Origin of the sequence: Nocardia sp. NPDC004604, from assembly GCF_040609795.1 — a bacterium.
GTDB lineage: Bacteria > Actinomycetota > Actinomycetes > Mycobacteriales > Mycobacteriaceae > Nocardia.
The window spans coordinates 18,540-41,500 of sequence record NZ_JBEXLC010000016.1 but is presented as its reverse complement, the minus strand read 5'-3'; the positions used below and the strand labels follow the sequence as shown (position 1 = coordinate 41,500).

General features: G+C 65.9%; 23 protein-coding genes. 13 read left to right on the top strand and 10 right to left on the bottom strand.

The features are described from left to right. Positions 1-19: 19 nt before the first annotated feature. Positions 20-295, bottom strand: a complete 276-nt coding sequence (locus ABZW16_RS08665) for a hypothetical protein (protein ID WP_354953760.1) — start codon at positions 293-295, stop codon at positions 20-22. 293 nt (positions 296-588) lie between these two features. On the opposite strand from ABZW16_RS08665, the gene ABZW16_RS08660 reads away from it, so the two are divergent. The 3 genes from ABZW16_RS08660 to ABZW16_RS08650 are packed head-to-tail and all read left to right on the top strand — an operon-like array spanning position 589 to position 4,159. Continuing rightward, positions 589-1,992: a DUF1254 domain-containing protein gene (locus ABZW16_RS08660; RefSeq protein WP_354953679.1), complete on the top strand. Its 1,404-nt coding sequence runs from the start codon at positions 589-591 to the stop codon at positions 1,990-1,992. Positions 1,993-2,004: 12 nt separating this feature from the next. Next, a complete protein-coding gene (locus ABZW16_RS08655; protein ID WP_354953677.1) occupies positions 2,005-3,420 on the top strand; it encodes a DUF1254 domain-containing protein in 1,416 nt (471 codons plus the stop codon). A gap of 22 nt (positions 3,421-3,442) precedes the next feature. After that, positions 3,443-4,159 carry a hypothetical protein gene (locus ABZW16_RS08650; RefSeq protein WP_354953676.1) on the top strand — a complete coding sequence of 239 codons (717 nt, stop codon included), beginning with the start codon at positions 3,443-3,445 and terminating at the stop codon, positions 4,157-4,159. Here the strand turns inward: ABZW16_RS08650 and ABZW16_RS08645 are convergent, their stop codons facing one another. Beyond that, positions 4,160-4,603, bottom strand: a complete 444-nt coding sequence (locus ABZW16_RS08645) for a group II truncated hemoglobin (RefSeq protein ID WP_354953674.1) — start codon at positions 4,601-4,603, stop codon at positions 4,160-4,162. Positions 4,604-4,881: 278 nt separating this feature from the next. Between ABZW16_RS08645 and ABZW16_RS08640 the strand changes: the two genes are divergently transcribed. Both ABZW16_RS08640 and ABZW16_RS08635 read left to right on the top strand, forming a co-directional pair. Beyond that, the gene (locus ABZW16_RS08640; protein WP_354953758.1) at positions 4,882-6,111 is read left to right on the top strand and encodes a cytochrome P450; all 1,230 of its coding nucleotides are present in this window, start codon (positions 4,882-4,884) and stop codon (positions 6,109-6,111) included. Between the two features lie 8 nt (positions 6,112-6,119). Beyond that, positions 6,120-6,845 (top strand): TetR/AcrR family transcriptional regulator, encoded by a 726-nt coding sequence (locus ABZW16_RS08635; protein WP_354953673.1) that lies wholly within the window; start codon positions 6,120-6,122, stop codon positions 6,843-6,845. Here ABZW16_RS08635 and ABZW16_RS08630 read toward each other — a convergent pair. Continuing rightward, complete coding sequence (locus tag ABZW16_RS08630) at positions 6,835-7,596, bottom strand: NAD(P)H-binding protein (RefSeq protein ID WP_354953671.1); 762 nt, start codon at positions 7,594-7,596, stop codon at positions 6,835-6,837. The two genes, ABZW16_RS08635 and ABZW16_RS08630, sit on opposite strands and share 11 nt — an antisense overlap. 150 nt (positions 7,597-7,746) lie before the next feature. Continuing rightward, positions 7,747-9,546, bottom strand: a complete 1,800-nt coding sequence (locus ABZW16_RS08625) for a TerD family protein (protein WP_354953669.1) — start codon at positions 9,544-9,546, stop codon at positions 7,747-7,749. A 641-nt stretch (positions 9,547-10,187) separates the two neighbouring features. Between ABZW16_RS08625 and ABZW16_RS08620 the strand changes: the two genes are divergently transcribed. Continuing rightward, positions 10,188-10,676 carry a hypothetical protein gene (locus tag ABZW16_RS08620; RefSeq protein WP_354953667.1) on the top strand — a complete coding sequence of 163 codons (489 nt, stop codon included), beginning with the start codon at positions 10,188-10,190 and terminating at the stop codon, positions 10,674-10,676. Between the two features lie 244 nt (positions 10,677-10,920). Here the strand turns inward: ABZW16_RS08620 and pabB are convergent, their stop codons facing one another. After that, positions 10,921-13,008, bottom strand: a complete 2,088-nt coding sequence (gene pabB, locus ABZW16_RS08615) for an aminodeoxychorismate synthase component I (protein WP_354953665.1) — start codon at positions 13,006-13,008, stop codon at positions 10,921-10,923. 80 nt (positions 13,009-13,088) lie between these two features. Here pabB and ABZW16_RS08610 point away from each other — a divergent pair, with 80 nt between their 5' ends. The 3 genes from ABZW16_RS08610 to ABZW16_RS08600 all read left to right on the top strand — a co-directional run bounded on the left by ABZW16_RS08610 (position 13,089) and on the right by ABZW16_RS08600 (position 16,133). Then, positions 13,089-14,153: a phosphotransferase family protein gene (locus tag ABZW16_RS08610; protein ID WP_354953663.1), complete on the top strand. Its 1,065-nt coding sequence runs from the start codon at positions 13,089-13,091 to the stop codon at positions 14,151-14,153. A gap of 90 nt (positions 14,154-14,243) precedes the next feature. Beyond that, positions 14,244-14,828 (top strand): DinB family protein, encoded by a 585-nt coding sequence (locus ABZW16_RS08605; RefSeq protein ID WP_354953661.1) that lies wholly within the window; start codon positions 14,244-14,246, stop codon positions 14,826-14,828. 174 nt (positions 14,829-15,002) lie between these two features. Next, complete coding sequence (locus ABZW16_RS08600; protein WP_354953660.1) at positions 15,003-16,133, top strand: NDMA-dependent alcohol dehydrogenase; 1,131 nt, start codon at positions 15,003-15,005, stop codon at positions 16,131-16,133. Between the two features lie 315 nt (positions 16,134-16,448). Here the strand turns inward: ABZW16_RS08600 and ABZW16_RS08595 are convergent, their stop codons facing one another. Together ABZW16_RS08595 and ABZW16_RS08590 are read right to left on the bottom strand one after the other, a co-directional pair. Further along, positions 16,449-17,135 (bottom strand): winged helix-turn-helix transcriptional regulator, encoded by a 687-nt coding sequence (locus ABZW16_RS08595; RefSeq protein WP_354953658.1) that lies wholly within the window; start codon positions 17,133-17,135, stop codon positions 16,449-16,451. Between the two features lie 9 nt (positions 17,136-17,144). Then, positions 17,145-17,843 (bottom strand): alpha/beta fold hydrolase, encoded by a 699-nt coding sequence (locus ABZW16_RS08590; RefSeq protein ID WP_354953656.1) that lies wholly within the window; start codon positions 17,841-17,843, stop codon positions 17,145-17,147. Between the two features lie 212 nt (positions 17,844-18,055). Here ABZW16_RS08590 and ABZW16_RS08585 point away from each other — a divergent pair, with 212 nt between their 5' ends. Continuing rightward, a complete protein-coding gene (locus ABZW16_RS08585) occupies positions 18,056-18,481 on the top strand; it encodes an organic hydroperoxide resistance protein (RefSeq protein WP_354953654.1) in 426 nt (141 codons plus the stop codon). Between the two features lie 186 nt (positions 18,482-18,667). Here ABZW16_RS08585 and ABZW16_RS08580 read toward each other — a convergent pair whose 3' ends face one another. After that, positions 18,668-19,858 carry a serine hydrolase domain-containing protein gene (locus tag ABZW16_RS08580; RefSeq protein ID WP_354953652.1) on the bottom strand — a complete coding sequence of 397 codons (1,191 nt, stop codon included), beginning with the start codon at positions 19,856-19,858 and terminating at the stop codon, positions 18,668-18,670. Positions 19,859-19,943: 85 nt separating this feature from the next. Between ABZW16_RS08580 and ABZW16_RS08575 the strand changes: the two genes are divergently transcribed. Together ABZW16_RS08575 and ABZW16_RS08570 are read left to right on the top strand one after the other, a co-directional pair. Next, a complete protein-coding gene (locus ABZW16_RS08575; protein WP_354953650.1) occupies positions 19,944-20,774 on the top strand; it encodes a serine hydrolase domain-containing protein in 831 nt (276 codons plus the stop codon). Between the two features lie 121 nt (positions 20,775-20,895). Beyond that, on the top strand, positions 20,896-21,429 hold the full coding sequence (locus ABZW16_RS08570; protein WP_354953648.1) for a DUF3145 domain-containing protein: 534 nt from the start codon (positions 20,896-20,898) through the stop codon (positions 21,427-21,429). A gap of 238 nt (positions 21,430-21,667) precedes the next feature. Here the strand turns inward: ABZW16_RS08570 and pcaC are convergent, their stop codons facing one another. Beyond that, complete coding sequence (gene pcaC / locus ABZW16_RS08565; RefSeq protein ID WP_354953646.1) at positions 21,668-22,054, bottom strand: 4-carboxymuconolactone decarboxylase; 387 nt, start codon at positions 22,052-22,054, stop codon at positions 21,668-21,670. 21 nt (positions 22,055-22,075) lie between these two features. On the opposite strand from pcaC, the gene ABZW16_RS08560 reads away from it, so the two are divergent. Continuing rightward, complete coding sequence (locus ABZW16_RS08560; RefSeq protein ID WP_354953644.1) at positions 22,076-22,210, top strand: hypothetical protein; 135 nt, start codon at positions 22,076-22,078, stop codon at positions 22,208-22,210. A 79-nt stretch (positions 22,211-22,289) separates the two neighbouring features. Here ABZW16_RS08560 and ABZW16_RS08555 read toward each other — a convergent pair whose 3' ends face one another. Further along, positions 22,290-22,925, bottom strand: a complete 636-nt coding sequence (locus tag ABZW16_RS08555; RefSeq protein ID WP_354953642.1) for a helix-turn-helix domain-containing protein — start codon at positions 22,923-22,925, stop codon at positions 22,290-22,292. Between the last annotated feature and the right edge of the window lie 36 nt (positions 22,926-22,961).

The window sequence follows — 22,961 nt, the reverse complement described above, 5'->3', positions numbered from 1 at the left end:
CGCAACCGCCGACGCGGACTCAGCCGATAACCGCGTTCATGATGGTGCCCGCGCTGGTGGCGACCACGCCGCCGATCATGGCTCCGGCCACCATCTTCGGGGATTCCAGGCCGCCGCCGCTCCACTTCTCCCAGGCGAAACGGCCACCGGCGTAGATGATGGCGGTGATGCCAGCGAGCAGCACGAACCAGGTCAGATAGCGGACCATCTGGAGGAATTTGTCGGCCACCGGTGGGGCCTCGGGGGTGGGATTGCCGAGCTGCGCCCAAGTGTCGTAAACGCTGGCCAGGATCATTTCGGATTGCTCATTCTGGATGCGGGACAAGGATGTAATTCGCTCACCGAGGATGGTATCGGGTTCTCGGCGACCGCGCAGTCACGTCTTTCCGACCTTGCCAGACCACACCACGATGATCGGCGGTGTCGTCGCCACCAGCGCGGGCACCATCATGAATTCGATTCTCGGCACCGGCTGATCGCGGCACGGCACCTGGACTGCGGCTTGCCCGATATATGGCAAATCTGTGGCTATACTCCGGCTGATCTCTCGAAGTTGTCCGACCTGATCGGGAAAGTAGGGAGAAGGCCATGACCCAGGTGTCGCGGCGATCTGTGCTGCTGGCCGGTGCCGTCGCGGGCACGGGCCTGGCCGCGTGCGGAAAATCGACGGAATCCGGGGATGGCGGCGGTCCCCATGGTGAGCCGCCGGGCGATGCGCGTTCGATCGCGACCGACGCCTATATCTTCGGCTATCCACTGGTGCTGATCGATGTCACGCTGCAGACGAATACCGCTGCCGTTCCCGCGAATAGAATCGCCGCCCTCGGCCCGATCGATTCGACGATGAACTCGGTGGTCATGCCGAATGTCGACACCCTTTATGCGTCAGCCTGGCTCGATCTGCGTGCCGAACCGGTGGTGCTGCAGGTTCCGGAGATGGACGGCGACCGGTACTGGCTGATGCAGATCATGGACGCCTGGACCAATACGACACACAATCCGAGCAGTGTGGCACCCCAGGTGAAGGATGGGCATACCGCGCCGTACACCTACGTGATCACCGGCCCCGATTGGTCGGGCCCGCTCCCGGACAACCTGACTCCGCTGGCGATGCCCACCGCGACCGCATGGTTGATCGGTCGGGTCGAACTGCGCGATCAGGCCGATCTCGCCGCCGCCGAGGCATTGCAGCATCAGGTGTACATAGCGCCGCTGAGTGCCTGGCAGCGCGGTGAACGACCGACCCCGGAGATCGATCCGAATATGGTGGCCCCGATCTCGGCGCCGCAGCAGGTCGCGCGGATGGACGGACACACCTTCTTCACTCGGCTCTGCGACCTGATGCGCACTAATCCGCCAGCTGCCGCCGACGCCCCTGCCCTGCGGCGCTTTTCGACGATCGGTATCAGGCCCGGCGGCGCGCTGGATGGTGCTCCGGCCGCGGATCTCGATGCCGCCGTCGCGGCGGGCCAATTGCAGATTCCGGACTACGCCAATCCCGAGGCCAGACGCGAGAACGGTTGGGATATCGCGACCAATCTCGGTACCTATGGCACCGACTACGCGTTGCGCGCCTCCACCGCATGGACCGCGCTCGGTGCGAATCTGCCCAAGGATGTCGTCTATCCGGAGATCAGCGCGAATGCGGGGGAGCAGGGCACGCCGCACCGGTACCGGCTGTACTTCCCAGCCGGGCAGTCGCCGCCCGTGCGGGCTTTCTGGTCGCTGACCGCCTATACCGCTCAGCGCTTTCTGGTGCCGAATGCGGCGGGCATCTACTCGGTTGGGCACCAACGTCCCGTCGTACCGCTGCCGGACGGTGCGCTGGAACTCGCCATCCAGGCCGAGGATCCGAGAGGTGAAGTGCCCTATGGCAATTGGCTGCCGATTCCGGAGTCAGGAACGTTTCGGCTCGCGCTGCGCCTCTATGTTCCCGAGGGCGGTGCGCTCGACGGTAGCTGGACACCACCGAGTTTGACCCGAGTCGGATGAGCGAGGATAGCCATGGATAACTGCGATACCATCCTTACCCCGGCGCAGGTCTCGCGTCGGACGGTCCTCGGGCTCGCCGCCTCCGGCATCGGACTGGCTGCCTGCGGAAAGTCCTCGGACAAGTCCACGTCGACCTCGTCTGCCTCCGGCGATGTCGAGGCCATCGCCAAGGACGCCTATATCTTCGGCTATCCGTTTGTGTTGATGGACGTCACGCGGGTTGCGGCCGAAGCGATTGCCCCGGTCAATACCTTCCAGCACGCCACCGCGCTGCCGACACCGGAGCGCCGCGATATCCTGCGACTGAACCGGGACACCATGTATTCGACGGCGTGGCTGGATGTTTCGGCGGAGCCGATGGTTTTGCAGGTGCCCGCGATCGATCCGGGTCGCTACTGGCTGATGCAGGTGCTCGATGCCTGGACGAATACCGTGCACGACCCGAGTAGCCTGCGGCCGCAGGTGAACTCGGGTCGCCCGCCCTTCACCTATCTCCTCACCGGTCCGAAGTGGTCGGGCATGGTGCCCGATGCCATGATCGAGTTGTCGGTGCCGACACCGACTGTGTGGTTGTTCGGACGGATCGAGGTGAAGGGTCCCGATGACATCGCCGCCGTGAGGGCGCTACAGCAACAGCTGAAACTGGTGCCGCTCAGCGCATGGGCCACGAGCAAGGACATGCCGTCGCCGTCCACCAAGACGGGTCCCATCACCGTTCCGCCGCCGAAGCAGGTGCACGATATGGACGCGGCGACCTTCTTCAACCGAATGTGCACGGTCATGGCGGTGAATCCGCCACGTTCCGATGATGAACCGGCGATGAAACGCTTCGCCGCCATCGGCATTCGGCCGGGCGGCAGCGTCCACGGCATCTCTAACGATCAGCTGACCGCGGCGGCCGATGCGGCGAAGAAGGAGATTCCGGCCTACACCCCAACCGAGGTGAACGAGAACGGATGGCGCCTCAATCCGGGAGTCGGCACCTACGGCACCGACTATCTGCTGCGGGCCAATATCGCGTGGGGCGGCTTGGGGACCAACCTGCCGCGGGACGCGATCTACCCGAGCATGTTCGGCAAGGCCGACCGCAATGGCGTGCCCACCAAATTTCGGCTGCACTTCCCACCGGGACAACTCCCACCGGTCGACGCGTTCTGGTCACTGACCGCCTACGACGCCGACGGCTACCTGGTACCGAATGCGGCGAATATCTACTCGATCGGACATCAGGTTCCGGTGGTGCCCGATCCGGATGGTTCGGTCGATCTCGCCGTGCAGTATGAGGATCCGGGTGCCAGCGTGCCCGCGGGCAACTGGCTACCCATTCCGGCAGCGGGCCAGTTCTCGCTCCTCATGCGGCTCTATGCGCCGAAAGATGTTGCCATCAGCGGGCATTGGCAGCCGCCCGTGCTCACGGTCGCGGCGTAGGCGGCGAGATACCATGGGCCGCTTGGTTTTCCCGATTTCGGTCGCCGCCGTTGCGGTGCTGGTATTCGCCGCGCCGAGCGCCGCGACGGATGCGATCGGTGACGACACCCTGGGTGTGCCGTCGCGTACGGCATTCTCGTTCCGCTCGGTGGTTCCAGGTGTCGAGTGGGGCACTGCGAACGAATACGAATCGCGCACGGGATTGTCGCTGGTCAAGCTCTATATGGTCGATTACGCGCTGCACCACGGTGATCGCAGTGCGGAGGATCTGGTGTTGGCCGAGCGGATGATCCGCTACTCCGATGATTCCGCCGCCGACGCGATGGGCGCCAAGTATCCGCAGGCGATCGACGCCATCGCCGCGGAGTACCGCCTGACCGGCACCAAATCGGGTGCGGCCTGGGGCATGTCGTATACCAGCACCGCCGATGTGGCCAGCTTCCTTGCGGCCAAACAGCGCACCGAACCCAGCTCACCGATCTTCGATTGGATGGCCGCCGCGGGCGACCGGGCGGCCGACGGTACCTCCCAGGACTGGGGGACCGCGCGGCTGCCGGGGGTCCTGGGCAGCAAATGGGGCTGGTCCGATAGCGAGCCGCTCGAGGTGGCCTCGGCGTCGTTCGGCAACGGCTTCGCCGTCGCGGCGCATACCCGCGGCACACCCCAGGACCAGACGGCTGATCTCGAGGCTGTGGTGCCGCGGTTGCTGCAGGAGCTGGTCGCGCGCGTGTTCCGGTAGTCAGTCCTCGCCGTCCCAGGTCCAGTGCGGCACCGCGCGGATCGGGTGCAGTTCGTCATCGGACTCGGCGTGCGAATTCTGTTGTGCCACCTGCGCGCCGAATTCGGCATGTTGGCGCACCGCGTCGCGGAAGGCCGGATCATCGAGCAGGCCGGCCTCTTCGAACGCTTCCAGGTACAGCTGGGCGAACCGGTCGCGTTGTTCGTCGGTGATCGCGAGGCCGCGATGCACGGCGATGATGTAGTCGAAGCCGAGGTCGCGGGTGAAACGGTCCGGCCCACCGAAGGATTCGGCGGTGAACCAGGTGAGGTGGTCGACGTGGGTCGGGCGGCGTTCGGTGAACTGGGTTTTCAGCACTGGATCGGCCAGCACCTTGTCGTAGAAGGCTGCTTCGACGCGATGCAATGGCTCGTCGCCACCGGCGTGCTCGTACAGGCTGGGCATGGGAACCTCCGAACAGGGAGTCGAACCGGTCGAGTCCCATTACAGGCCGTCCTCGGTGGCGCGTCCACCGTTTCGCGATAAGCGATCAGGAAGAAAGTTATAGCTGATTGCTATTTATGCATCCCGCGAACGGGTGGCAACCGCTGATTCAGTTAACGGGTTTTACTAAACACTGTTCACAAGGCCTGGTTGTGTGGTTTTATCTCCTCAGGAACGTGTTCCACACAACGTTGTGAGGTCTGCAGCCCATGTCAGACCGGTAGGAGATAGCCGTGACCGTGACCACGCCAGCGATTCCCACAGGATTCGACTTCACCGACCCCGATCTGCTCGCCACCCGCCTGCCCATCCGCGAATTCGCCGAGCTGCGCCGGACCGCGCCGGTCTGGTGGTGCGCGCAGTCCGGGCGGGCCAGTGGCTTCGATGACGGCGGCTACTGGGTCGTGTCCAAGCTCGACCACATCAAGGAGATCTCGAAGAATCCCGAGGTCTTCTCCTCGCACGAGAACACCGCGATCATCCGGTTCAACGAGGAAACCACCCGCGAGCAGATCGACATGCTCGGCAATATGCTGCTGCTGAACCAGGATCCGCCGCAGCACACCAAGACCCGCCGCATCATCTCCAAGGGCTTCACCCCGCGCGCGGTGGAGAGCCTGCGCGCGGCGCTCACCGAACGCGCGGCCCGAATTGTGCACGAGGCCAAGCAGACCGGCCGCGGCGACTTCGTCGAACAGGTCGCCTGCGAACTGCCGCTACAGGCCATCGCGGAGCTCATCGGCGTCCCACAGGACGATCGCAAGAAGCTGTTCGACTGGACCAACCAGATGATCTCCTATGACGATCCGGAATTCGACGGCAACCACCATGCCGCGACCGCCGAAGTCATGGGCTACGCCTGGAATATGGCCGAGGAACGGCGCACATGCCCGGCCGATGACATCGTCACCCAGCTGATCAATGCCGATATCAATGGCGAGAATCTGGGTTCGGACGAATTCGCGTTCTTCGTGATCCTGCTGTCGGTCGCGGGCAACGAGACCACCCGCAACTCGATCACCCACGGCATGAAGGCCTTCGTCGACAACCCCGAGCAGTGGGAGCTCTACAAACAGCAGCGTCCGCGCACCGCACCCGACGAGATCGTGCGCTGGGCCACCCCGGTGACCGCATTCCAGCGCACCGCCACCCAGGACACCGAAATCGGCGGGCAGCAGATCAAGAAGGGGCAGCGGGTCGGCCTGTTCTACAGCTCGGCCAATTTCGACGAGGACGGTTTCGAGGATCCGTTCACCTTCAATGTGCTGCGCAACCCCAACCCGCACGTCGGATTCGGCGGCACCGGTACGCACTACTGCGTGGGCGCCAATCTGGCCCGGCTGCAGATCGATCTGATGTTCAACGCCATCGCCGATGTCATGCCGAACCTGCGACAGGTCTCCGAACCGGTGCGGTTGCGCTCGGGTTGGTTGAACGGGATCAAGCGCTGGGAAGTCGAATACGCTTGAATCCCCTGATGAACAGCTCGAAGCCGCGGGGGCGGGCGCCGGTGGTATCGGATGCGGATATCCGTCGGGTGGCCCGCGCACTGCTGGTCGACCATGGTCCCGATGCGGTCACGCTGCGGGCCATCGCGCGCGAGCTCGGCATTACCGCGCCCGCGCTGTACCGGCACTACAACTCTCGCGAGGACCTGCTGGAGAGCCTGCGCCTGGAGTTCTGTGCCGACCTCGCGGCCGAGCTGTCCGAGCAGATCGCGACCCTGCCCGATGACGGTGCGGTGCAGTTCTTCGCCATCTGCAAGGGTTTCCGGCGCTGGGCGCTGGCGCACACCAGGGAATTCACCCTGGTATTCGCCTCGCCCGGCGCGGGCCGGGCACGCATGCTGCGGCGGTTCAACGAACCGTTCGGGCGGATCTTCCTGGCCGCCACCGGTCGGCTGCTGGCCACCTACGATGTCGTGACGCCGCCGACCGATGTGATTCCGGCGGAGCTGCGCGATGATCTGGTGCTGTTCCAAACCGAGCTGCTGGCAGCGCTTTCGGAGTCCGGGCAGAAATTTCCCGCCGAAAAACTCGATCTCGGCGTGACATATCTGATGATCCAGATCTGGGCCCGGCTCTATGGGCACGTCACCCTGGAGGTCTTCGGGAATTATCCGATTCCGCTGTCGAATCCGGAGATTCTGTTCGATGCGATGCTGGCGGATCTGGGGCGGACCGCCGGATTGATCAGTGAGTGAGCCGGGACAGCCAGTCGGCGTAGCCGATGCCGATCGCCTCGCCGCGCTCGTCCAGGCAGAGGGCGCCGGACCGCAGCGCCCGCCCGATGCGGCCCGGGATGGGCACCGGCAGCGGTAACAGCTTGCGGCCGCTGTGGTTTCGGTAGATATCCGCCAGCTCGGTAATGGTGTGCACGGACGGCCCGGCGATATCGGGAATGCGTCCGGCCGGTCCGTTGTCCACCGCATCGGCCAGCCGGGTCGCGACGGCACTCACATCGATCGGCTGCACCTTCGCCGTCGTGTGCGGAGCGATCCGCCATCGCGCTGGCAGTGCGAGGATTTCGGTGACGAGTTCGTGGAATTGGGTGGCGCGCAACAGCGTCCACGGAACCTCGCCCGTGGTGATCACCTGTTCCTGGGCCACCTTCGCCTGGTAGTAGGCGATGGGCACCTGATCGCAGCCGACAATGGAGATTTCGACGTGGTGGCCGATGCCCGCCTGCCGCTCGGCCTCGAGTAGCCGACGCACTCCGTCCACCATGACCGATCGGGTCCGGCGGCGGGCACTCACCGCGTCGACCACGGTATCGCAACCGTTCAATGCGGATTCCAGTCCGGATCCGGTGGCGAGATCGGCGGCTCGATGCTCAGTCACGCCAGTCGCCGGAGCGGTCCGGCTCACCACCCGAACCTCATGTCCGCGCGCGCCCAGCTCCCGTACCACCGCGGTTCCCAGCACCCCGGTTCCGCCGACTACCGCAACCCGCATGATCCACTCCCTCCAAACGGCCCTGTTCGGTAAGTCGCACGCTACGGCGACACGGTACGCGAGCTCAACGTGCTTCATCGCATATGCCTGATTCGCCACACCGGTGTTCCGGTGCGCGGATGTGTGCGGTATCGGAGCCGGGGTGGGCGGTCAGATTCGCGCGCCTTTGGCGCGGTTACAGGCGCGGCAGAGGATCTGCAGATTGGTCGCGCTGGTCGCGCCGCCGCGGCTGAGCGGGATGATGTGGTCGAATTCGAGATAGTGGCCGTCGCCGCATTCGACGCATTTGCCGCCGTCGCGCTGCCACACTTCGGCCTTGACCTCCTGGGGGATGCTGCGGGTGTCGCGCTGGCCCGGGGTGAGGATCAGGCGTTTGGCGACCCGCAGCGCGCCCTCCAGGGCGGCCGCGACGTAGTCCGGATCGTCGACATCGAAGGTGGCGCCGCCGCGCGCCGAGGTCGCCGCGATGACCACCGTGCGCTGTTCGACCCGCACCGAAACCACCCGGTTCCACGGCAATTCGGTACCGGTGTCGGTGCCGACGAAGCGCAGCTTCTTATTGCTGGCGATCAGCCTGCCGTCGGTGAGCTTCGGCCCCCTGGCGAGCTGGCGCACGTGTACCGCGGGCAGATCCAAGTGCACCCGCTCCTCCGGATCCAGGTGCAGGCCGGGGGTCCGGACCACCGGTAGATCTCCGCCGCGCAACCTGGACAGGGTGTGGCCGCGATACATTCGCCTGCGCAGATCCTCGACCAGCGGTCCGCTGAGCGCCAGTTCCTCGATCGCGTATTCGAATGCCTCGTATTCGGCCTGCTCGATCTCCCCATCCGCGAATGCGAAGGCGACAAGTCGCTCCACATAGGTGAGCGCGACATCCCGCAGAGCCGCCCGTCCCAGCCCCTCGTCGATCCGCTGATACCGCAGCGACGCCCACAGCTCCGCCCATTCCGCGCCACGCGGCCCGAATGCGGTGAGCACCCGCCAAGCCTGGGTGTGCCAGTGCGTCAGAAACTCCTCGATTTCACTCTCGCAGCGTTCACACGGCGCGAGTCCGCCGAACAGCTTGCGTCGTCGGGGATTTCCGCACCGTGCACAGTCGCGTGGGCCGGGTTGCGGCCGTGCACGGATGGCGCTCGTCCATTCGGCTCCGTCCCACCAACGCACACGGGAGGGGTGCTCGGGATCGGAATGCCAGTCCGCACGTTCGGGATTCGGCGGTGGTGGCGGCGGCGGATCGATCCCGTGGCGTCGGCGATCGAGGTCGACTGCTCTGCTTCGGCCGAGCTGGTCGTCCTGGTCCGAGGGCGCGGAGTGGTGGAGCTGCCGAGGGGGAGTGGCATCGGTCGGTCCGCCCACGGAAACACGTTGTCGCGCTGGGGAGGTGGATGATCGGTGTTGTGGAAGGGCCGTCGGGGCCGGGCGCGGTCGGTCGGGTGTCGGCGCTGCGGGATCGTCGACGGTGACCCCGAATTCGGTGACGAGTCCGGAGAGTCCGCTGGCCCAGCCCTGCCCGATCGCGCGAAAGCGCCACTGGCCGTCGCGGCGGTAGAACTCGCCGAACATCATCGCGGCCACCGCATCGGTATCGGTGATATCGAACTGGGCGATCGGCCCGTCGGCGGCTTCGATGGTGAGGGTCAAATCCGCGATATCGCCGAAGGTTCCGTCGTCGACCGATCCCGCGACGACGATCCGGGCCACCTCCGGTTCGGTGCGCGGTAGTGAGATGCTCAGTCGCGCGGTACCAGGCGCGGGTTCCTGATCGAGCGTCACCGCCTGCGACATATGCCGGGGCGCATTGAAGAACACCAGATCCCGATCGGTGCGCACCGCCCCCGCCTCCGCCAGCAACAGCGCATGCGCATCCACCGCATGCTCCGACCGCCATGAAATGACCACGGCTAGAAGGGAAGTCGGTACCGGCGCATTGGCCCCTTTGCTCAGTTTCATCGTGCTCGAACTATGCCACGAAGGTCCGACACGCCGAACCTGCCCATCCCTTGGTTCGGCGATGCGAGCGAATACACGACTCGGGCGCACCACGGATATCGGCGGGTGTGTCCGCCAGCCGCAGTATCGCGCCCGGCCAGCGCGTACGGCACCCACTGCGCTGCGTCATCCCGACCTGCCCACTGCCGTGCTGCAGCGACAGGCTCGGACCAGTCGCACACGGACCTGACAGCGACGCGTTCGGGCCGTGCCGCATCGTGTGCTGTGGGCCGGTCGCACCTGCGGATCAGCCGGGCGGCTTGGGGTGCCGAGGTGGGTTGGGCTGGTGGTGCGTTGCGGGCTGGTGGTGCGTTGCGTCGGTTGCACGCTGCGGATCAGCCGGGTGGCTTGGGGTGCCGAGGTGGGTTGGGCTGGTGGTGCGTTGCGGGCTGGTGGTGCGTTGCGTCGGTTGCACGCTGCGGATCAGCCGGGCGTGCTGTGGGCCGGTGGCGACCGCGCTGCGGCGGCGGCCCGGTCTGGGTGCGGCCGAGCATCGGGAGCGGATCGGCGGGCCGCCGGTGTGTGGTGGGCTGGGCGGCGACACAGACCGGTCGGTTGGGGATTTGCGGTCGGAGGTGGTTCGAGTGCGGCAGAGTGGGGGTATGACTACCCCGAAGGGAGCGGGTCGGAAGGGTTCGGTTCCGAAAGTGCCGGGTGGGCGGGTGCCCAGTCCCAGCGACATTCTGGCCGCCGCGCAATCCGCGGTGGAGGCTGCGCAGTCGGCGGCGGTGCAGGCGTTGGATGCCGCGCAACTGACGGCCGGTCAGGCCCTCGACGCCGCGGTGCGGCTGCCACCGGCCTCGGCCCAGCTGGTGGTGCGATTGCCGGATCTGATCGAGAACCTCTCGGTCGCCATCGACCGGCTCAATTCCACCATCGATCGCCTCGACCGCACCCTGGCGCTGGCCGACCCGGCCTTAGCCGCTTACGACCGACTGCTGCCCCGCCTAGAGGCGATGATCGGCCTCGGCGAAGTCGTCTTGGTCGCCCTCGCCAAGCTCCCCGGCATCTCCCTCCTCGGCCGCCTCACCGGCAAAACCGCCGAGCCACCGCCCGCCCCCGACCCCCCGAAACGCCGTCGCCGCAGGTAGCCGCCGAACCGTTCTCGGGGATTCTGCACGCCCGGAGCGGGCGCGAAGCCCGAGCGGGCATGCGGATTCGAGACGCCCGAGCCAGCATCGTCGCCGCACCCACGCAATCGTCCGCGCCGACAACGCCGCCACCGCATCCGGATCCACTGCCGGCGCACGCTCCGCAGGCGCTCCCGGGGCCCTGATTCGGCGCCGACTGTCCCGCCGGAGGGAACGGCCCGTCGGACTGCGGCCGCGCGATTGCTCAGCGGGTGGTTGCGCGGTAGGTGGCGGCGGCTTTGAGGAGGGTTTCGTGGTATTCGTCCTCCGGATCCGAATCGAGGACGATCGCGCCGCCAGCACCGATGCGCCAGTGTCCGTCATGGCGGACGGCGGTGCGGATGACGATATTGAGGTCGGCCGTGCCCGCCAGCCCGAGGAAACCGATAGTGCCCGAATAGATTCCGCGCGCTTCGGTCTCCAGTTCGTCGATGATCTCCATGGTCCGCAGCTTCGGTGCCCCGGTCATCGAGCCGCCGGGAAAACACGCACGCAGACAATCGATGACGTCGACATTCGGGCGCAGCGTGCCGCGCACGGTGGAAACCAATTGGTGCATGGTCGTATACGCCTCGGTGGCCATCAATTTCGGCACGTGCACACTGCCGATCTGGCAGACCCGGCCGAGGTCATTGCGCAGCAGATCGACGATCATCAGGTTCTCGGCCCTGGTCTTGGGGCTATCGGCCAGTTCGCGACGCAGTCGTTCGTCCTCGGCGGGGGTGCGGCCGCGCGGCGCGGTGCCCTTGATCGGTTTGCTCTCCACCGTGCGGGCACGGTCGACCTTGAGGAAGCGTTCCGGTGAGGAGCAGGCGATTTCGAGATCGTCGAATCGCAGATACGCCGCGTACGGCGCGGGATTGCAGCGGCGCAGGGTGCGATAGAAATCGAGGCCGTCGGCTTCGGCCGCCACCATGGACGCGCTGTCGGTAATGGTGATTTCGTAGGACTCGCCGGCGTGCAGCCGCTCCTGACAGATGGCGATATCGGCGAGATACCGCTCCCGTCCACGGGTGAAAAGCGGTGCGACGGCAGCGGTATCGGAGAACACCTCGAGCGGCGGCGGATTCACCCACGTCGGCAGGGATTCCAGGATCTCGCGGGTATCGCGCAACCAATCCGCGCCCGCCCGAAGGGCTTCCGGCACCGGATCGGTGAGCGCGAGCAGATGGGTCCGCCCGGCGACATGGTCGACCACCACGATCCGGTCGGCGAAGATCCACTGCGCATCCGGCGTGGCAGCGCGATGCGCGGCATTCGCCCCGCAATCGGCCTTCACCTCATAACCCAGATACCCGATATACCCGCACGCGAAATCAAAAGGGAGATCTGGTAATTCGGTATGTCGCAGATGCAGCTGCCCGGCCAGATAGTCGAGAATTCCGCCGGGTACGGTCCGCCGATTTCCGTCCGAGGATTCGACCGTCACCATATTCTCGCCGACCCGATAGCGGATCACTTCCGCCAGTGGCCCGCTCGCATCACCGAGAAAGGAGAACCGATCCAGCCCCGGTTCGACATGCTCGCTGTCGAGCCAGAATGCGGTGGGGGAGTTGCCATATAGCCGAACGAATGCGGCCTCGGTATCGATCGCCCGTTCGATCACCGAATGTCGCAGCTGCCAGGAGCGCCGCGATTCCCGGTACTCGTGTCTACCGCCCTGCAGCGGTTCGGCATGTTCGAACGGCGCGATAATGCTCGACCGAATGCGCTGGCCCGCAGTGAGTTTCGCGAAGTTGCCGAGTAATGCCGCACCGTACTCGCTGGCTATCGATTCGGGATGGAACTGCACCCCCCACTGCGGTCTGCTCCGATGCCGCACACCCATGATCACGCCATCGGCCGCGACGGCGGTGATCTCGAGACTGTCCGGCAGTGGTCGTTCGGCGGCCAGCGAGTGGTAGCGCACCGCGGTGAAACCCTCGGGGAGCCCGGCGAACAGGTCATTGCCGTCGTGCTCGATGTGATCGAGATATCCGTGTCGTGCGGCGGGCGCGGTGGTCACGATGCCGCCCTCCGCGACGACCAGCGCCTGATGTCCGAGACAGACGCCGAGCAATGGCAGTTCGGTCTCCCGGATCACCGCCGCCGATATGCCGATATCCCGCGTGACGTCCGGGCGGCCCGGACCGGGGGAGATGACGACATTGTCGAAGCGCTCCAGCCGCAGCTGTCCGATATCGCCGACCTCGTCATTGCGCACGACCGTGGGCTCTTCCCCGTTCACCTCGCTGATCAGCTGATACAGGTTGTAGGTGAACGAGTCGTAATTGTCGATCAAGAGCGTACGCATCGTGTCCAGAACCCTACGCCGCCCCGGTCGAGGCAAACTGTTGTCATCTGCCTTCAGTTCGACGGACGGCGTGGTGCACAATGTGGGACATGTCTATTGCGCAACCGGTGGATGTGGATCGAGACATCGTCGACTTCGCCATCGTCGGTACCTGGATGGATCAGCAGGGTCTGCCCGGTGGCGAATTCGAGAATGTGACCGCACTCGGCGGTGGCACGCAGAACATCATGCTGCGCTTCGCCCGCGGCGGTCGGGACTATGTGCTGCGCCGCGGCCCGAAGCATCTGCGTGCCAAGAGCAATGACGTGATCCGCCGCGAGGCCAGACTGCTCGGCGCGCTCGACGGAACCGGCGTGCGCGCGCCGAAGGTGATCGCGGCCTGCCCGGACGAATCGGTGCTCGGCGCGGTCTTCTATCTGATGGAGCCCATTACCGGATTCAACCCGCAGAACGAATTGCCGCAACTGCATGCGGGCGATCCGGAGATCCGGCGGCAGATGGGCCTGTCCGCGGTGGAGGCCATCGCGCGTCTCGGCGCACTCGATTACCAGACGCTCGGCCTGAACGACTACGGCAAACCCGATGGCTTCCTGGAGCGTCAGGTGCCGCGCTGGCTCGGCGAACTCGAGTCGTATTCGGCCAACGCGGGGTATCCGGGTCCGGAGGTTCCCGGCCTACAGCAGGTCGGGGATTGGCTGGATCGCAATCGCCCCGCGCAATGGACCCCCGGCATCCTGCACGGCGACTGTCACCTGGCCAACATGATGTTCTCCTATGACGGTCCGGAAGTGGCCGCGATGGTGGACTGGGAGATGTCGACCATCGGCGACCCGCTCCTCGACCTCGGCTGGCAGATCGCGACCCGCCCGGAACCCGGCACCACCGGCGCGGCGCTGATCGGCAAGCTCGGCGCCGTCGGCGGTCTGCCGACACCGGAGGAGATGATCGCGCACTACGGCAAGTTCTCCGACCGCGACCTGGGCAATGTCACCTGGTACACGGTGTTGGCCTGCTTCAAATTGGGAATTGTCTTGGAGGGCACGCATGCTCGCGCATTCGCGGGGAAGGCGCCCAAGCAGGTCGGTGACTTTCTGCATGCCATCACGCTGGAACTGTTCGAGCGAGCGCATCGTCTGATGGACTGAGCGGACCGGTTCAGGTCCGCTGTCGGAATCTTGTCGATGACTGGCTGGATTTATGTCGCTGAAAATATCCAGCCAGCCTAAGGTTGCCGCATGCCAATCGTTCCCGATGTGAAGAACTGGACCTGGGTGCTCGAACGGCGCTGTCCCGAATGCGGATTCGACCCGGAGTCCATCACCTATGCGGCCGTGCCCGAGTTGGCCCGCGAATATGCGGGCCGCCTATCGGCAACCCTCATGCGACCCGACGCCACCGCGCGCCCGGACGATGCGACCTGGTCGGCGCTCGAATACGCCGCCCACGTTCGCGACGTCTGCCGCATCTTCACCTATCGCACGGCCATTGCGGCGCGCACCGAAGCGGTGGATCCGCAGGTCCCCGGTTTCGATGCGAAGGGGCTCGATGCCGCCGAGACCGCCGACGGCATCCCGGTGTTCTCGAACTGGGACCAGGATGTGACGGCCATCGCGGATCGATACGACCAGCAGGATCCGAGCGGGGTCGCCACCGAGTTGACCGACGCGGCCGAGGCGGTCGCGCGCGCCTTCGCATCGGTATCCGCCGCCGACCTCGGCAACCAGGTGCGGCGCAGTGACGGTTCGGTCTTCACCGTCGAATCCCTGGCGTCCTACTTCGTGCACGACGTAATCCACCATGTGCACGACGTGCGGGGCTGAAATCGGGCAATATCGGAACTGAGCAGCGGCGGGATCGGGTAGAACTGGAACCCGTTCGACGGTCTCGCCAATCCCTGTCGACGAATTTCCGATCCGGTACTAGAACGCGTTACAGTTTTCTCGTACTGTGGGTGCAGTCACATAGAAGCCCGTGCATGCGAGAGGTCGACAGGAATGAAGACGAAAGGCGCGATCCTGTGGGGGATCGACCAGGAATGGTCGGTCGAGGAGATCGAGGTCGGCGATCCAGTAGCCGGTGAGGTCCAGATCCGGATGGAAACCGCCGGTATGTGCCACTCGGATCACCACATCGTGACCGGTGCGACACCGATGCCGGCATTCCCCGTCATGGGCGGCCACGAGGGCGCGGGCGTGATCACCAAGCTCGGGCCGAACTGCCCCGCCGATCTGCAGGTCGGCGATCACGTGATCCTGTCGTTCATTCCCGCGTGCGGACGCTGTCCGGCGTGTGTGAGCGGCAATATGGCGCTGTGCGACCTGGGCGCCGGACTGCTGATGGGCCAGGCCATCAGCGATGGCACCTACCGTATCCAGGCGCGTGGCGAGAACGTCATCCCGATGTGCCTGCTGGGCACCTTCGCGCCGTATATGACGGTGCACCACACCTCGGTGGTCAAGATCGACCCGAGCATTCCGTTCGAGGTCGCCTGCCTTGTCGGCTGCGGCGTCCCCACCGGCTTCGGCTCCTCCACCCACGTCGCCGACGTCAAGCCGGGCGAGACCGTGGTGATCGCGGGCATCGGCGGTGTCGGCATGAGCGCGCTGCAGGGCGCGGTGCTCTCCGGCGCGTCCAAGGTGGTCGCCATCGACCCGAACCCGTGGAAGCGCGAGCAGGCGGAGAAGTTCGGCGCGACGCATACCTACGAGAGCATGGCCGCCGCGATCATGCCGCTGCTGGAGGCCACCGAGGGCAGGATGGCGCAGAAGGTCATTCTCACCATGGGCGAGATGCACGGTGAGTACATCGAAGAGGGGCTGATCCTCACCGCGAAGGCGGGCACCCTGGTCGTCACCTCCATGGGGCGCATGGACGAGAGCGACGTCAAGCTGAACAGCTTCCTGCTGTCCATGCTGCAGAAGACCGTCAAGGGCTGTATCTTCGGCGGCGGCAATGCCCGCCAGGACGCCCCGCACCTGCTTTCGCTGTACAAGTCGGGTCAGCTGAATCTCGACGATATGGTGACCCGCCAGTACTCCCTGGAGCAGATCAACCAGGGCTACCAGGACATGCTGGACGGCAAGAACATTCGCGGCATCATCAAGTACACCGAGGCCGACTGGTAAACCGTCGGGTCACCGCTCGGCGAGCCTGGTCGCGATCTGCGTGATCGGCTCGTACGGAACGGCTTGCCGAGCGGAATTTCAACGTCCCCTTTCCCGCCCGGTACGCGCCGCAGTTGTCGGTGGGCGCTGCCGGGTCCGGCTACGCCGCGCTGCGGGTGGGCTCGGCCGAACCGGCCGCCATCCGCTACGCCACCAAGGCCCAGCATCTACTCGGTGTCTTTGCGTGGATCTCTGACGCCGGTTGTCCGCAAATTTCGAGGGCGCGGTTGGCCGGGTTGCGTTGACGGGAGCGGGGTCTGGATTTCCGGAGCGTGATCAGGACGAGGTCTGGTCGGTCTTCCGGTCGTGTGGGGGTGGCAGCCGGAACAGGCCCGTCAGCCTGCGGAGAGCCGTGCTGTCTCCGGATGCTGACGCGTCGCCGATCTCGATCGCATCGGCGAAGGTGAGGCCTTGGCCGGTCAGGCGGAGAAAAGCGGCCCTGCTGATGGTGATGGTCGCGTCGGGGTGCTGGGCGGGTCCGTGTAGTGCCTCGATTGTTTTGTCGTGGATGCGGGCGTGGAAGACCTCGTCGTCGATGTGGAACTCGTAGACGGCGTGCAATCCGGCGGCGGCGTCGGGGTCGAAGCAGGCCCGTAGGCCGAGCACCGCCCAGCCCGGGTGGAACGTCTCGGTCGCACGGGGTTCGCCCATTGCCCACTTCAGGCCCCACCGGGCGAGCGCGAGGATCGCTGGGCCGAGTTCCTCACCTGCTCGGGTGAGGGCGTAGGCGGGCGTGCGGGCAGGCGGCGGGAGGGTGATCTTGTGAGCGAGTCCTTCGTGTTCCAGATGTTTCAGGCGGGCTGCGAGTAGGCCGGTGCCGAGGCCGCGCAGGCTGGCCTGCAGGTCGCCGAACCGTTTGGGTCCGGTCAGCAGCTCGCGGATCAACAGCAGCGTCCAGCGCTCGCCCACGAGGTCGAGGGTGCGCGCGGTCGCGCAGTACTGGTTGTAGCTTCGCTGATCCACTTCATCATTCTAGGCTTCGCGCTTCCCGATTTTGAATGAGCAAGCTTCCAGGAGCATCCGGGCGAGCGGTTCGGGCTGGGTGAGCATTACATCGTGCGGGCCATCCAGCGCGTGGGTCCGGTAGCCGAGGGCTTCGCCGAACTGTTCGAAGGAATAGGTCTGCGGTCTGCAATAGATGGCGGTGCCGGGAATCCGGTCGACGGCCCCGCTCAGGCGAGTGGGTTCGATGAACGTGCGCAGTGGCTGTGGGAGCAGGCGCGCGTCCAGCCATGCCGCAATGTCGGCGTCGACGATGCCGAATGCCGCTGCGGGCGGTGCCGGGATCCGCCAACCTTCCCCGCGGGCCTCGGTCGCCGCGTAGACGGACGCAACGAAGGGTTCGGGGGCCAGATCGACCATGCTGGCGCCGTCTGTCCCCGCCCATCCGTCGACCAGGATGATGTGGCCGACCGCATCGGGACGTGCGTCTGCCGCCTCCCGCACGACCAGGCCCGCGTAACTGTGTCCGACCAGCACAAGCTCGTCATCGTCCGGTGTGCTGTCGAGGGCGGCGGCGACTGCGGTGGCGTGGTCGTGGAGCCCGCAGTCGCCGACCGTGCTGAGGTCTGGGATGACAGTGCGCGCGCCGGCGGCATGCAGCAGCGGGGCGACCCGCTCCCATGCCCATGGGCCGTGCCAGGCGCCGTGGACGAGTACGAATGTGGTCATTGTGATACCTCGGCCCGCCGTGCCTGGACGACAAGCCGTTCTGGTTCGTGTTCGCCCAGATCGGTCTGTTCGCGGGTCGGTAGCAGGTAGCCGATCGCCAGCCTCGCCATGTCATCTCCTGGTCGTCGTGAGGTTCACGAGCCTAGCTATTGACTTCTTATTTTTGAAGTGCGAAGTTCATTTGGCAGTAGCGATGAAGGGAGTTCAGAATAATGAAGGTTCTGTACCGAGCGCAGGCGCACGTGGCCGGAGGCAGGAACGGCCACGCAAGCACGTCCGACGGACAGCTGGATCTGGACCTGCGTCAACCCAAGGAACTAGGCGGGGACGGTGCGGGCGCCAACCCTGAGCAACTCTTCGCGATCGGATACGCCGCCTGCTTCGGAACGACGCTCGCTCTGATCGGACAGCGCAGCAAGCTCCAGGCCGATGACGCGGAAATCGACTCGTCGGTCTCGCTGATCCCGATCGACGGTGGCCGCTTCCAACTCGGTGTCGAGCTACAGATCTCGCTGCCGTCGGTCTCCGGAGACCAGGCCGTCGAACTGGTGACCGCAGCCCATCAGGTCTGCCCCTACTCCAACGCCACGCGCGACAACATCGACGTGACACTGGTAGTCAACGGCAGCCGACTGTGACACCCGCTCCGCTCCCCGCGAGGGGAGCGGGGCTTCGACCTCCGGTTGGGCGACGGACAAAGCTGCTCGGCGACGCTCACTCCACCGCACGGCCGAGTTGCATGCCAAACCAAGTGCCTACCCTCGCGAATGAGGCAGGTCCTCTAGAAACGCCCGGAAGTCGGCAGCCCGGCCGCCAGCGCGGCGTCAGGCGGCGCAGCGCAGTAGCGCCTCGCGCAGGTTGCGGCTGCGGACGTCGTCGAGGACGGCGAGGCCGAGGCGGTTCATCGCGTAGCCGAAGCCGAATCCGGTTGTCGGATCGGCGAATCCGAAGGAGCCGCCGAGGCCGGTGGTGCCATAGGCGTGCTTGTCCGAGCCGAAGCGGAACGAGCCGCGGGACTTGCGGAAGCCCAGGTGGTAACGGGATTTGGTGTGCAGCACCAGGTCATCGGCGGGGACATCGTCGGCGGCCGGGGCGGCGAGTTGATCGAGCACGCTGTCGTCGATCGGGAGCGCGCCGGTCCGACCGGCCGCCGCGCCGTACACCTTGGCCAGCGACCGGGCATTGCCGACACCATTGGAACCCGGCATCTCGACTTCGAGGAGTTCGCGCCGGCTCGCGCGCGCCGGCGCGCCGATGCGCGGATTGGTCAGCGCCGCATGGGAAAGTCCGCGTTTGGCGAAGATCTCGGCACCGATCCGCATCGGAATATCGCGCTCATAGCGCAGGATATCCATGCCCTCGGTGGCGGACAGGGTGGCGATCCGGTCCATGCTCTGCACGGCGGGCAGTCCGATGAAGAAATCCAGGTCGAGCGGCTGGGCGAACTCCTCGGCGAATATCCGCCCGAGCGTGCGATGTTCGGGATCCACGCGCCGCACCAACTCGCCCTGGTACAGGCCGAGGGTGATGGCGTGATAGCCGTGTCGCGTCCCCGGCCGCCACGCGGGCCGCTGGGCCGCGAGAATCGTTGCGAGACCATCGAGATCGGCGATCTGCGGCAGTCGCACCACGCTGTCGAGGCCCGACAGTCCGGCCTGATGATCGATCAGCTGACGCACCGTGACCGCGTCCTTGCCTGCCGCGGCGAACTCCGGCCAGTACTTCGCGACCGGCTCCTCGTAGTTCAGCAGCCCCTTCGATACCGCGCGGGCGACCACGAAGGCGGCCATGCCCTTGGTCGAGGAGAAGACCGGAACGATTGTGTCGCGCTCCCACGACAGTGTCGCGCGTCGGTCCCGGTGGCCGGCCCACAGATCCACCACGAGGCGGTCGCCCGCGTAAACGGCCACGGCGGCGCCGATTTCACCGTGCTGGGTGAAGTTGCGCCGGAAGGCATCGGCGACAGGGCCGAATCCGGCCGCCACCTCGCCATGGACGGTGGGATGTGTGCTCATGATCAGTTGATGGTACCGGCGGTACCGAGTTCACTGCGAGGAAGGTGCGAGGCCGCCCGGTCCCGGCGTCTCGTAGGCTCGATTCGTGGGTGCACTCGAGCAGATCAGGGATTGGCCGGTTCGGCATGCGGCGGCGGGCATCGTCACCCGCGACGGCGCGCGGATGGCGGGCGATGTCGAGCGGGTCTTCCCGCTCGCCTCGGTGACCAAGCCGCTGGTCGCCTACGCGGTGCTGGTCGCGGTGGAGGAGGGGGCGATCGAACTCGATCAGCCCGCGGGTCCGCCCGGAGCTACCGTCCGGCATCTGCTGGCGCACACCTCCGGCATCGCCTTCGATACCACCGATATCCTCGCCGCCCCTGGCACACGACGGATCTACTCCAGTGCGGGTTTCGAAGTGCTCGCGGCCTTCGTCGCGGAGCAGACAGGTATCGCCTTCCCGGAATACTTGCGGGAGGCGGTATTCGAGCCACTCGATATGAAAGCCTCGGTGTTGACCGGTTCGGCTGGGCATGCGGGCCGGTCCACCGCGGCAGATCTGGCCCGCTTCGCCGCGGAACTGCTGAATCCCCAGCTGATTTCGGCGCCGACGCACGCCGCGGCCACCTCGGTCCAGTTTCCCGGGCTCAACGGTGTGCTGCCCGGTTACGGGTCGCAGCGTCCCAACGACTGGGGGCTGGGATTCGAGATTCGCGACGGGAAATCCCCGCATTGGACCGGCGGAGCGAATTCCGCAGGTACCTATGGCCATTTCGGGCAGTCTGGAACATTTCTGTGGGTCGATCCCGAATTAGGGGTGGCGAGTATCGCTTTGAGCGACGAGAATTTCGGCGACTGGGCACGGGAGGCTTGGCCCGTCTTCTCCGATGCGGTGATCGCCGAGGTGATCCTCGCTCGGAACTCTGTTCCGAAGTAACGGATCGGACACGCCTCCGAAGTAACACGTGTAACTCGGGACACTCCAGTACACTCAGGCAACGCCAGATTCGACGGGTCGTTGGGGAAGACGTTCCTCGTCGAAGCTGGAGGTGTCAGTCGTGCGTGCATCGGGTCAGTTCGCGGACGCGACGGCGGGTGTGGTCTATATCCACTCATCGCCAGCCGCGCTGTGCCCGCATATCGAATGGGCACTCACCTCGGCACTGGGCGCACCCGCGAAACTGCGCTGGACCGCCCAGCCCGCCGACGGCCAGCTCCGTGCGACCACCGACTGGTTCGGCCCGGTGGGTACCGCATCGCGAATTGCCCAATCCTTGCGGTCCTGGAATGTGCTGCGCTTCGAGGTCACCGAGGACCCCAGCGACGGTGTGGACGGCGAACGCTACAGCTTCGTCCCGACGCTCGGCCTCTGGCACGGCTCCACCTCGGCCAACGGCGATGTGACCATCGGCGAAATGCGCCTGCGTGCCATGCTGCAAGCCAACAACGAACTCGGCAACTACACCGGCTACGACTTGGCAACCGAACTCGACCGCGCCCTCGGTACCGCCTGGGACGAAGATCTCGAAATCTACCGCTACGGAACCGAATCCGGTGCGGAGATCACCTGGCTGCGCCGCGACGTCGGCTGATCGGCACAGCCCCGCTGATCGCCGAGATGCCCGCGCTCACCGGAGCGCGGGCATTCTGCTTGTGCGGTGCTGGTACTCGGCCTCGATCAGGCGTCGAGGTCGGTGGCGACGAGTTTCGCCACGAGTTCGAGTGCCTGCGGGTCATCGCTACCGCGTTCGAGTGACTGGACGTAATGGGTCGCGCGCTGGCTGTCGTCGATACCGCCGGTCGGGCATCGTCGTCCTCCTCGACAGCGTGCTACAGCGCGGTGTCGTCCCCGAGTTCGGCGAGTACCTGCTGCCCGATCGCGAATGCGGCATTGGCGGCCGGCACGCCCGCGTAGGCGCCGGTGTGCAGCAGTACCTCGGCGATCTCGGCGGCGGTGAGACCGTTGGTGATCGCGGCGCGGACATGCATCGCAATCTCCTCGTGCCGCCCGAGGGCGGTGAGCACCGCAAGGGTGACGCAGCTGCGGGTGCGCCGGTCCAGGCCCTCGCGGGTCCAGATCGAACCCCACACCGCCTCGGTGAGGTAGTCCTGGAACGGCCTGCTGAATTCGGTGGTCCTGGCAATGGCGCGATCGACGTGAGCGTCGCCGAGCACTTCGCGCCGGACCGCCATGCCGCTCTCGGCTCTGTCGTTCATGACCTCTCCTTCGCTATGTGGATGGGGCTCGAGGGGCACCAGGGCTGCCGCGAGGCGGGAACCATTGCCGCCGAACTGGTCCTGTGTGCGCTGGGGGTGCCGCGCGAGGAGGCCGGGCAGATCGCCGTCGCCCCGCTGCCCGCGCTGCACGGGTGATCTGAAGCCGCAGGCGGGACTGCTGATCTCGGGTGCTTGCGGTAGATATGGCGGGCCGCTTTCGAATCGGCCCGCATGGTCACAGCTGCGGTTGTGGCGGAAGCGGTTTGGTGGTCAGCTTCTCCGCCGAGCGCTTGTTCATGCCGAACATGCGCAGCACATGGCAGGTCATCTCGTCGGTCAGTGCGCCAGCGTCGGCCTCGGGCCGGGCGTCCAGCAGTTGTAGCAGTCCCAGCAGCGCTCCACCCGCGGCCATGATCGCCATATCCGGATCCATCGGCTCGAACCGGCCCGCCTCCTGGGCGGCGATGATGTCGCGGCGGGCCCGCGGGGCCAAGCCCTCGTCATGCAGCAGCACCGACATACCCGAATGCAGAATCACCCGAACGCCTTCGGGGATCTGGCGCTGTAGGCGACCGGTCATCCGGAAGCTCACCGCGAATACCTCGGCCGGATCGTCGTAGAGCGCCACGATATCGTCGCGCATCTCGCTGTAGACCTGCAGTACCGAGCGCACGGCCTCGTCGAACAACTCGTCTTTCGAGCTGAAGTGGTTGTAGAAGGAGCCGAATCCCACATCGGCGGCGTCGGTGATCTCCTGAATGCTCACCGCGGAACGCCCCTCCGACAAGAACTTTCGTGCCGCACCGAGCAGCGCGTTGCGGGTGCGCTCGCGTCGGCGATCGATGCGGTTGCGCGCTACCGGCTCGGCCATCGGCTCCCTCTTTCCGCTCACATTCGTTATCGGAAT

Bases quoted from the DNA above. Each gene is read 5' to 3' on its own strand.
- ABZW16_RS08665 (WP_354953760.1), bottom strand. From the start codon at position 295: ATGATCCTGGCCAGCGTTTACGACACTTGGGCGCAGCTCGGCAATCCC.
- ABZW16_RS08660 (WP_354953679.1), top strand. From the start codon at position 589: ATGACCCAGGTGTCGCGGCGATCTGTGCTGCTGGCCGGTGCCGTCGCG.
- ABZW16_RS08655 (WP_354953677.1), top strand. From the start codon at position 2,005: ATGGATAACTGCGATACCATCCTTACCCCGGCGCAGGTCTCGCGTCGG.
- ABZW16_RS08645 (WP_354953674.1), bottom strand. From the start codon at position 4,603: ATGCCCAGCCTGTACGAGCACGCCGGTGGCGACGAGCCATTGCATCGC.
- ABZW16_RS08635 (WP_354953673.1), top strand. From the start codon at position 6,120: ATGAACAGCTCGAAGCCGCGGGGGCGGGCGCCGGTGGTATCGGATGCG.
- ABZW16_RS08630 (WP_354953671.1), bottom strand. From the start codon at position 7,596: ATGCGGGTTGCGGTAGTCGGCGGAACCGGGGTGCTGGGAACCGCGGTG.
- ABZW16_RS08625 (WP_354953669.1), bottom strand. From the start codon at position 9,546: ATGAAACTGAGCAAAGGGGCCAATGCGCCGGTACCGACTTCCCTTCTA.
- ABZW16_RS08620 (WP_354953667.1), top strand. From the start codon at position 10,188: ATGACTACCCCGAAGGGAGCGGGTCGGAAGGGTTCGGTTCCGAAAGTG.
- pabB (WP_354953665.1), bottom strand. From the start codon at position 13,008: ATGCGTACGCTCTTGATCGACAATTACGACTCGTTCACCTACAACCTG.
- ABZW16_RS08610 (WP_354953663.1), top strand. From the start codon at position 13,089: ATGTGGGACATGTCTATTGCGCAACCGGTGGATGTGGATCGAGACATC.
- ABZW16_RS08605 (WP_354953661.1), top strand. From the start codon at position 14,244: ATGCCAATCGTTCCCGATGTGAAGAACTGGACCTGGGTGCTCGAACGG.
- ABZW16_RS08600 (WP_354953660.1), top strand. From the start codon at position 15,003: ATGAAGACGAAAGGCGCGATCCTGTGGGGGATCGACCAGGAATGGTCG.
- ABZW16_RS08590 (WP_354953656.1), bottom strand. From the start codon at position 17,843: ATGACCACATTCGTACTCGTCCACGGCGCCTGGCACGGCCCATGGGCA.
- ABZW16_RS08585 (WP_354953654.1), top strand. From the start codon at position 18,056: ATGAAGGTTCTGTACCGAGCGCAGGCGCACGTGGCCGGAGGCAGGAAC.
- ABZW16_RS08580 (WP_354953652.1), bottom strand. From the start codon at position 19,858: ATGAGCACACATCCCACCGTCCATGGCGAGGTGGCGGCCGGATTCGGC.
- pcaC (WP_354953646.1), bottom strand. From the start codon at position 22,054: ATGAACGACAGAGCCGAGAGCGGCATGGCGGTCCGGCGCGAAGTGCTC.
- ABZW16_RS08560 (WP_354953644.1), top strand. From the start codon at position 22,076: ATGGGGCTCGAGGGGCACCAGGGCTGCCGCGAGGCGGGAACCATTGCC.
- ABZW16_RS08555 (WP_354953642.1), bottom strand. From the start codon at position 22,925: ATGGCCGAGCCGGTAGCGCGCAACCGCATCGATCGCCGACGCGAGCGC.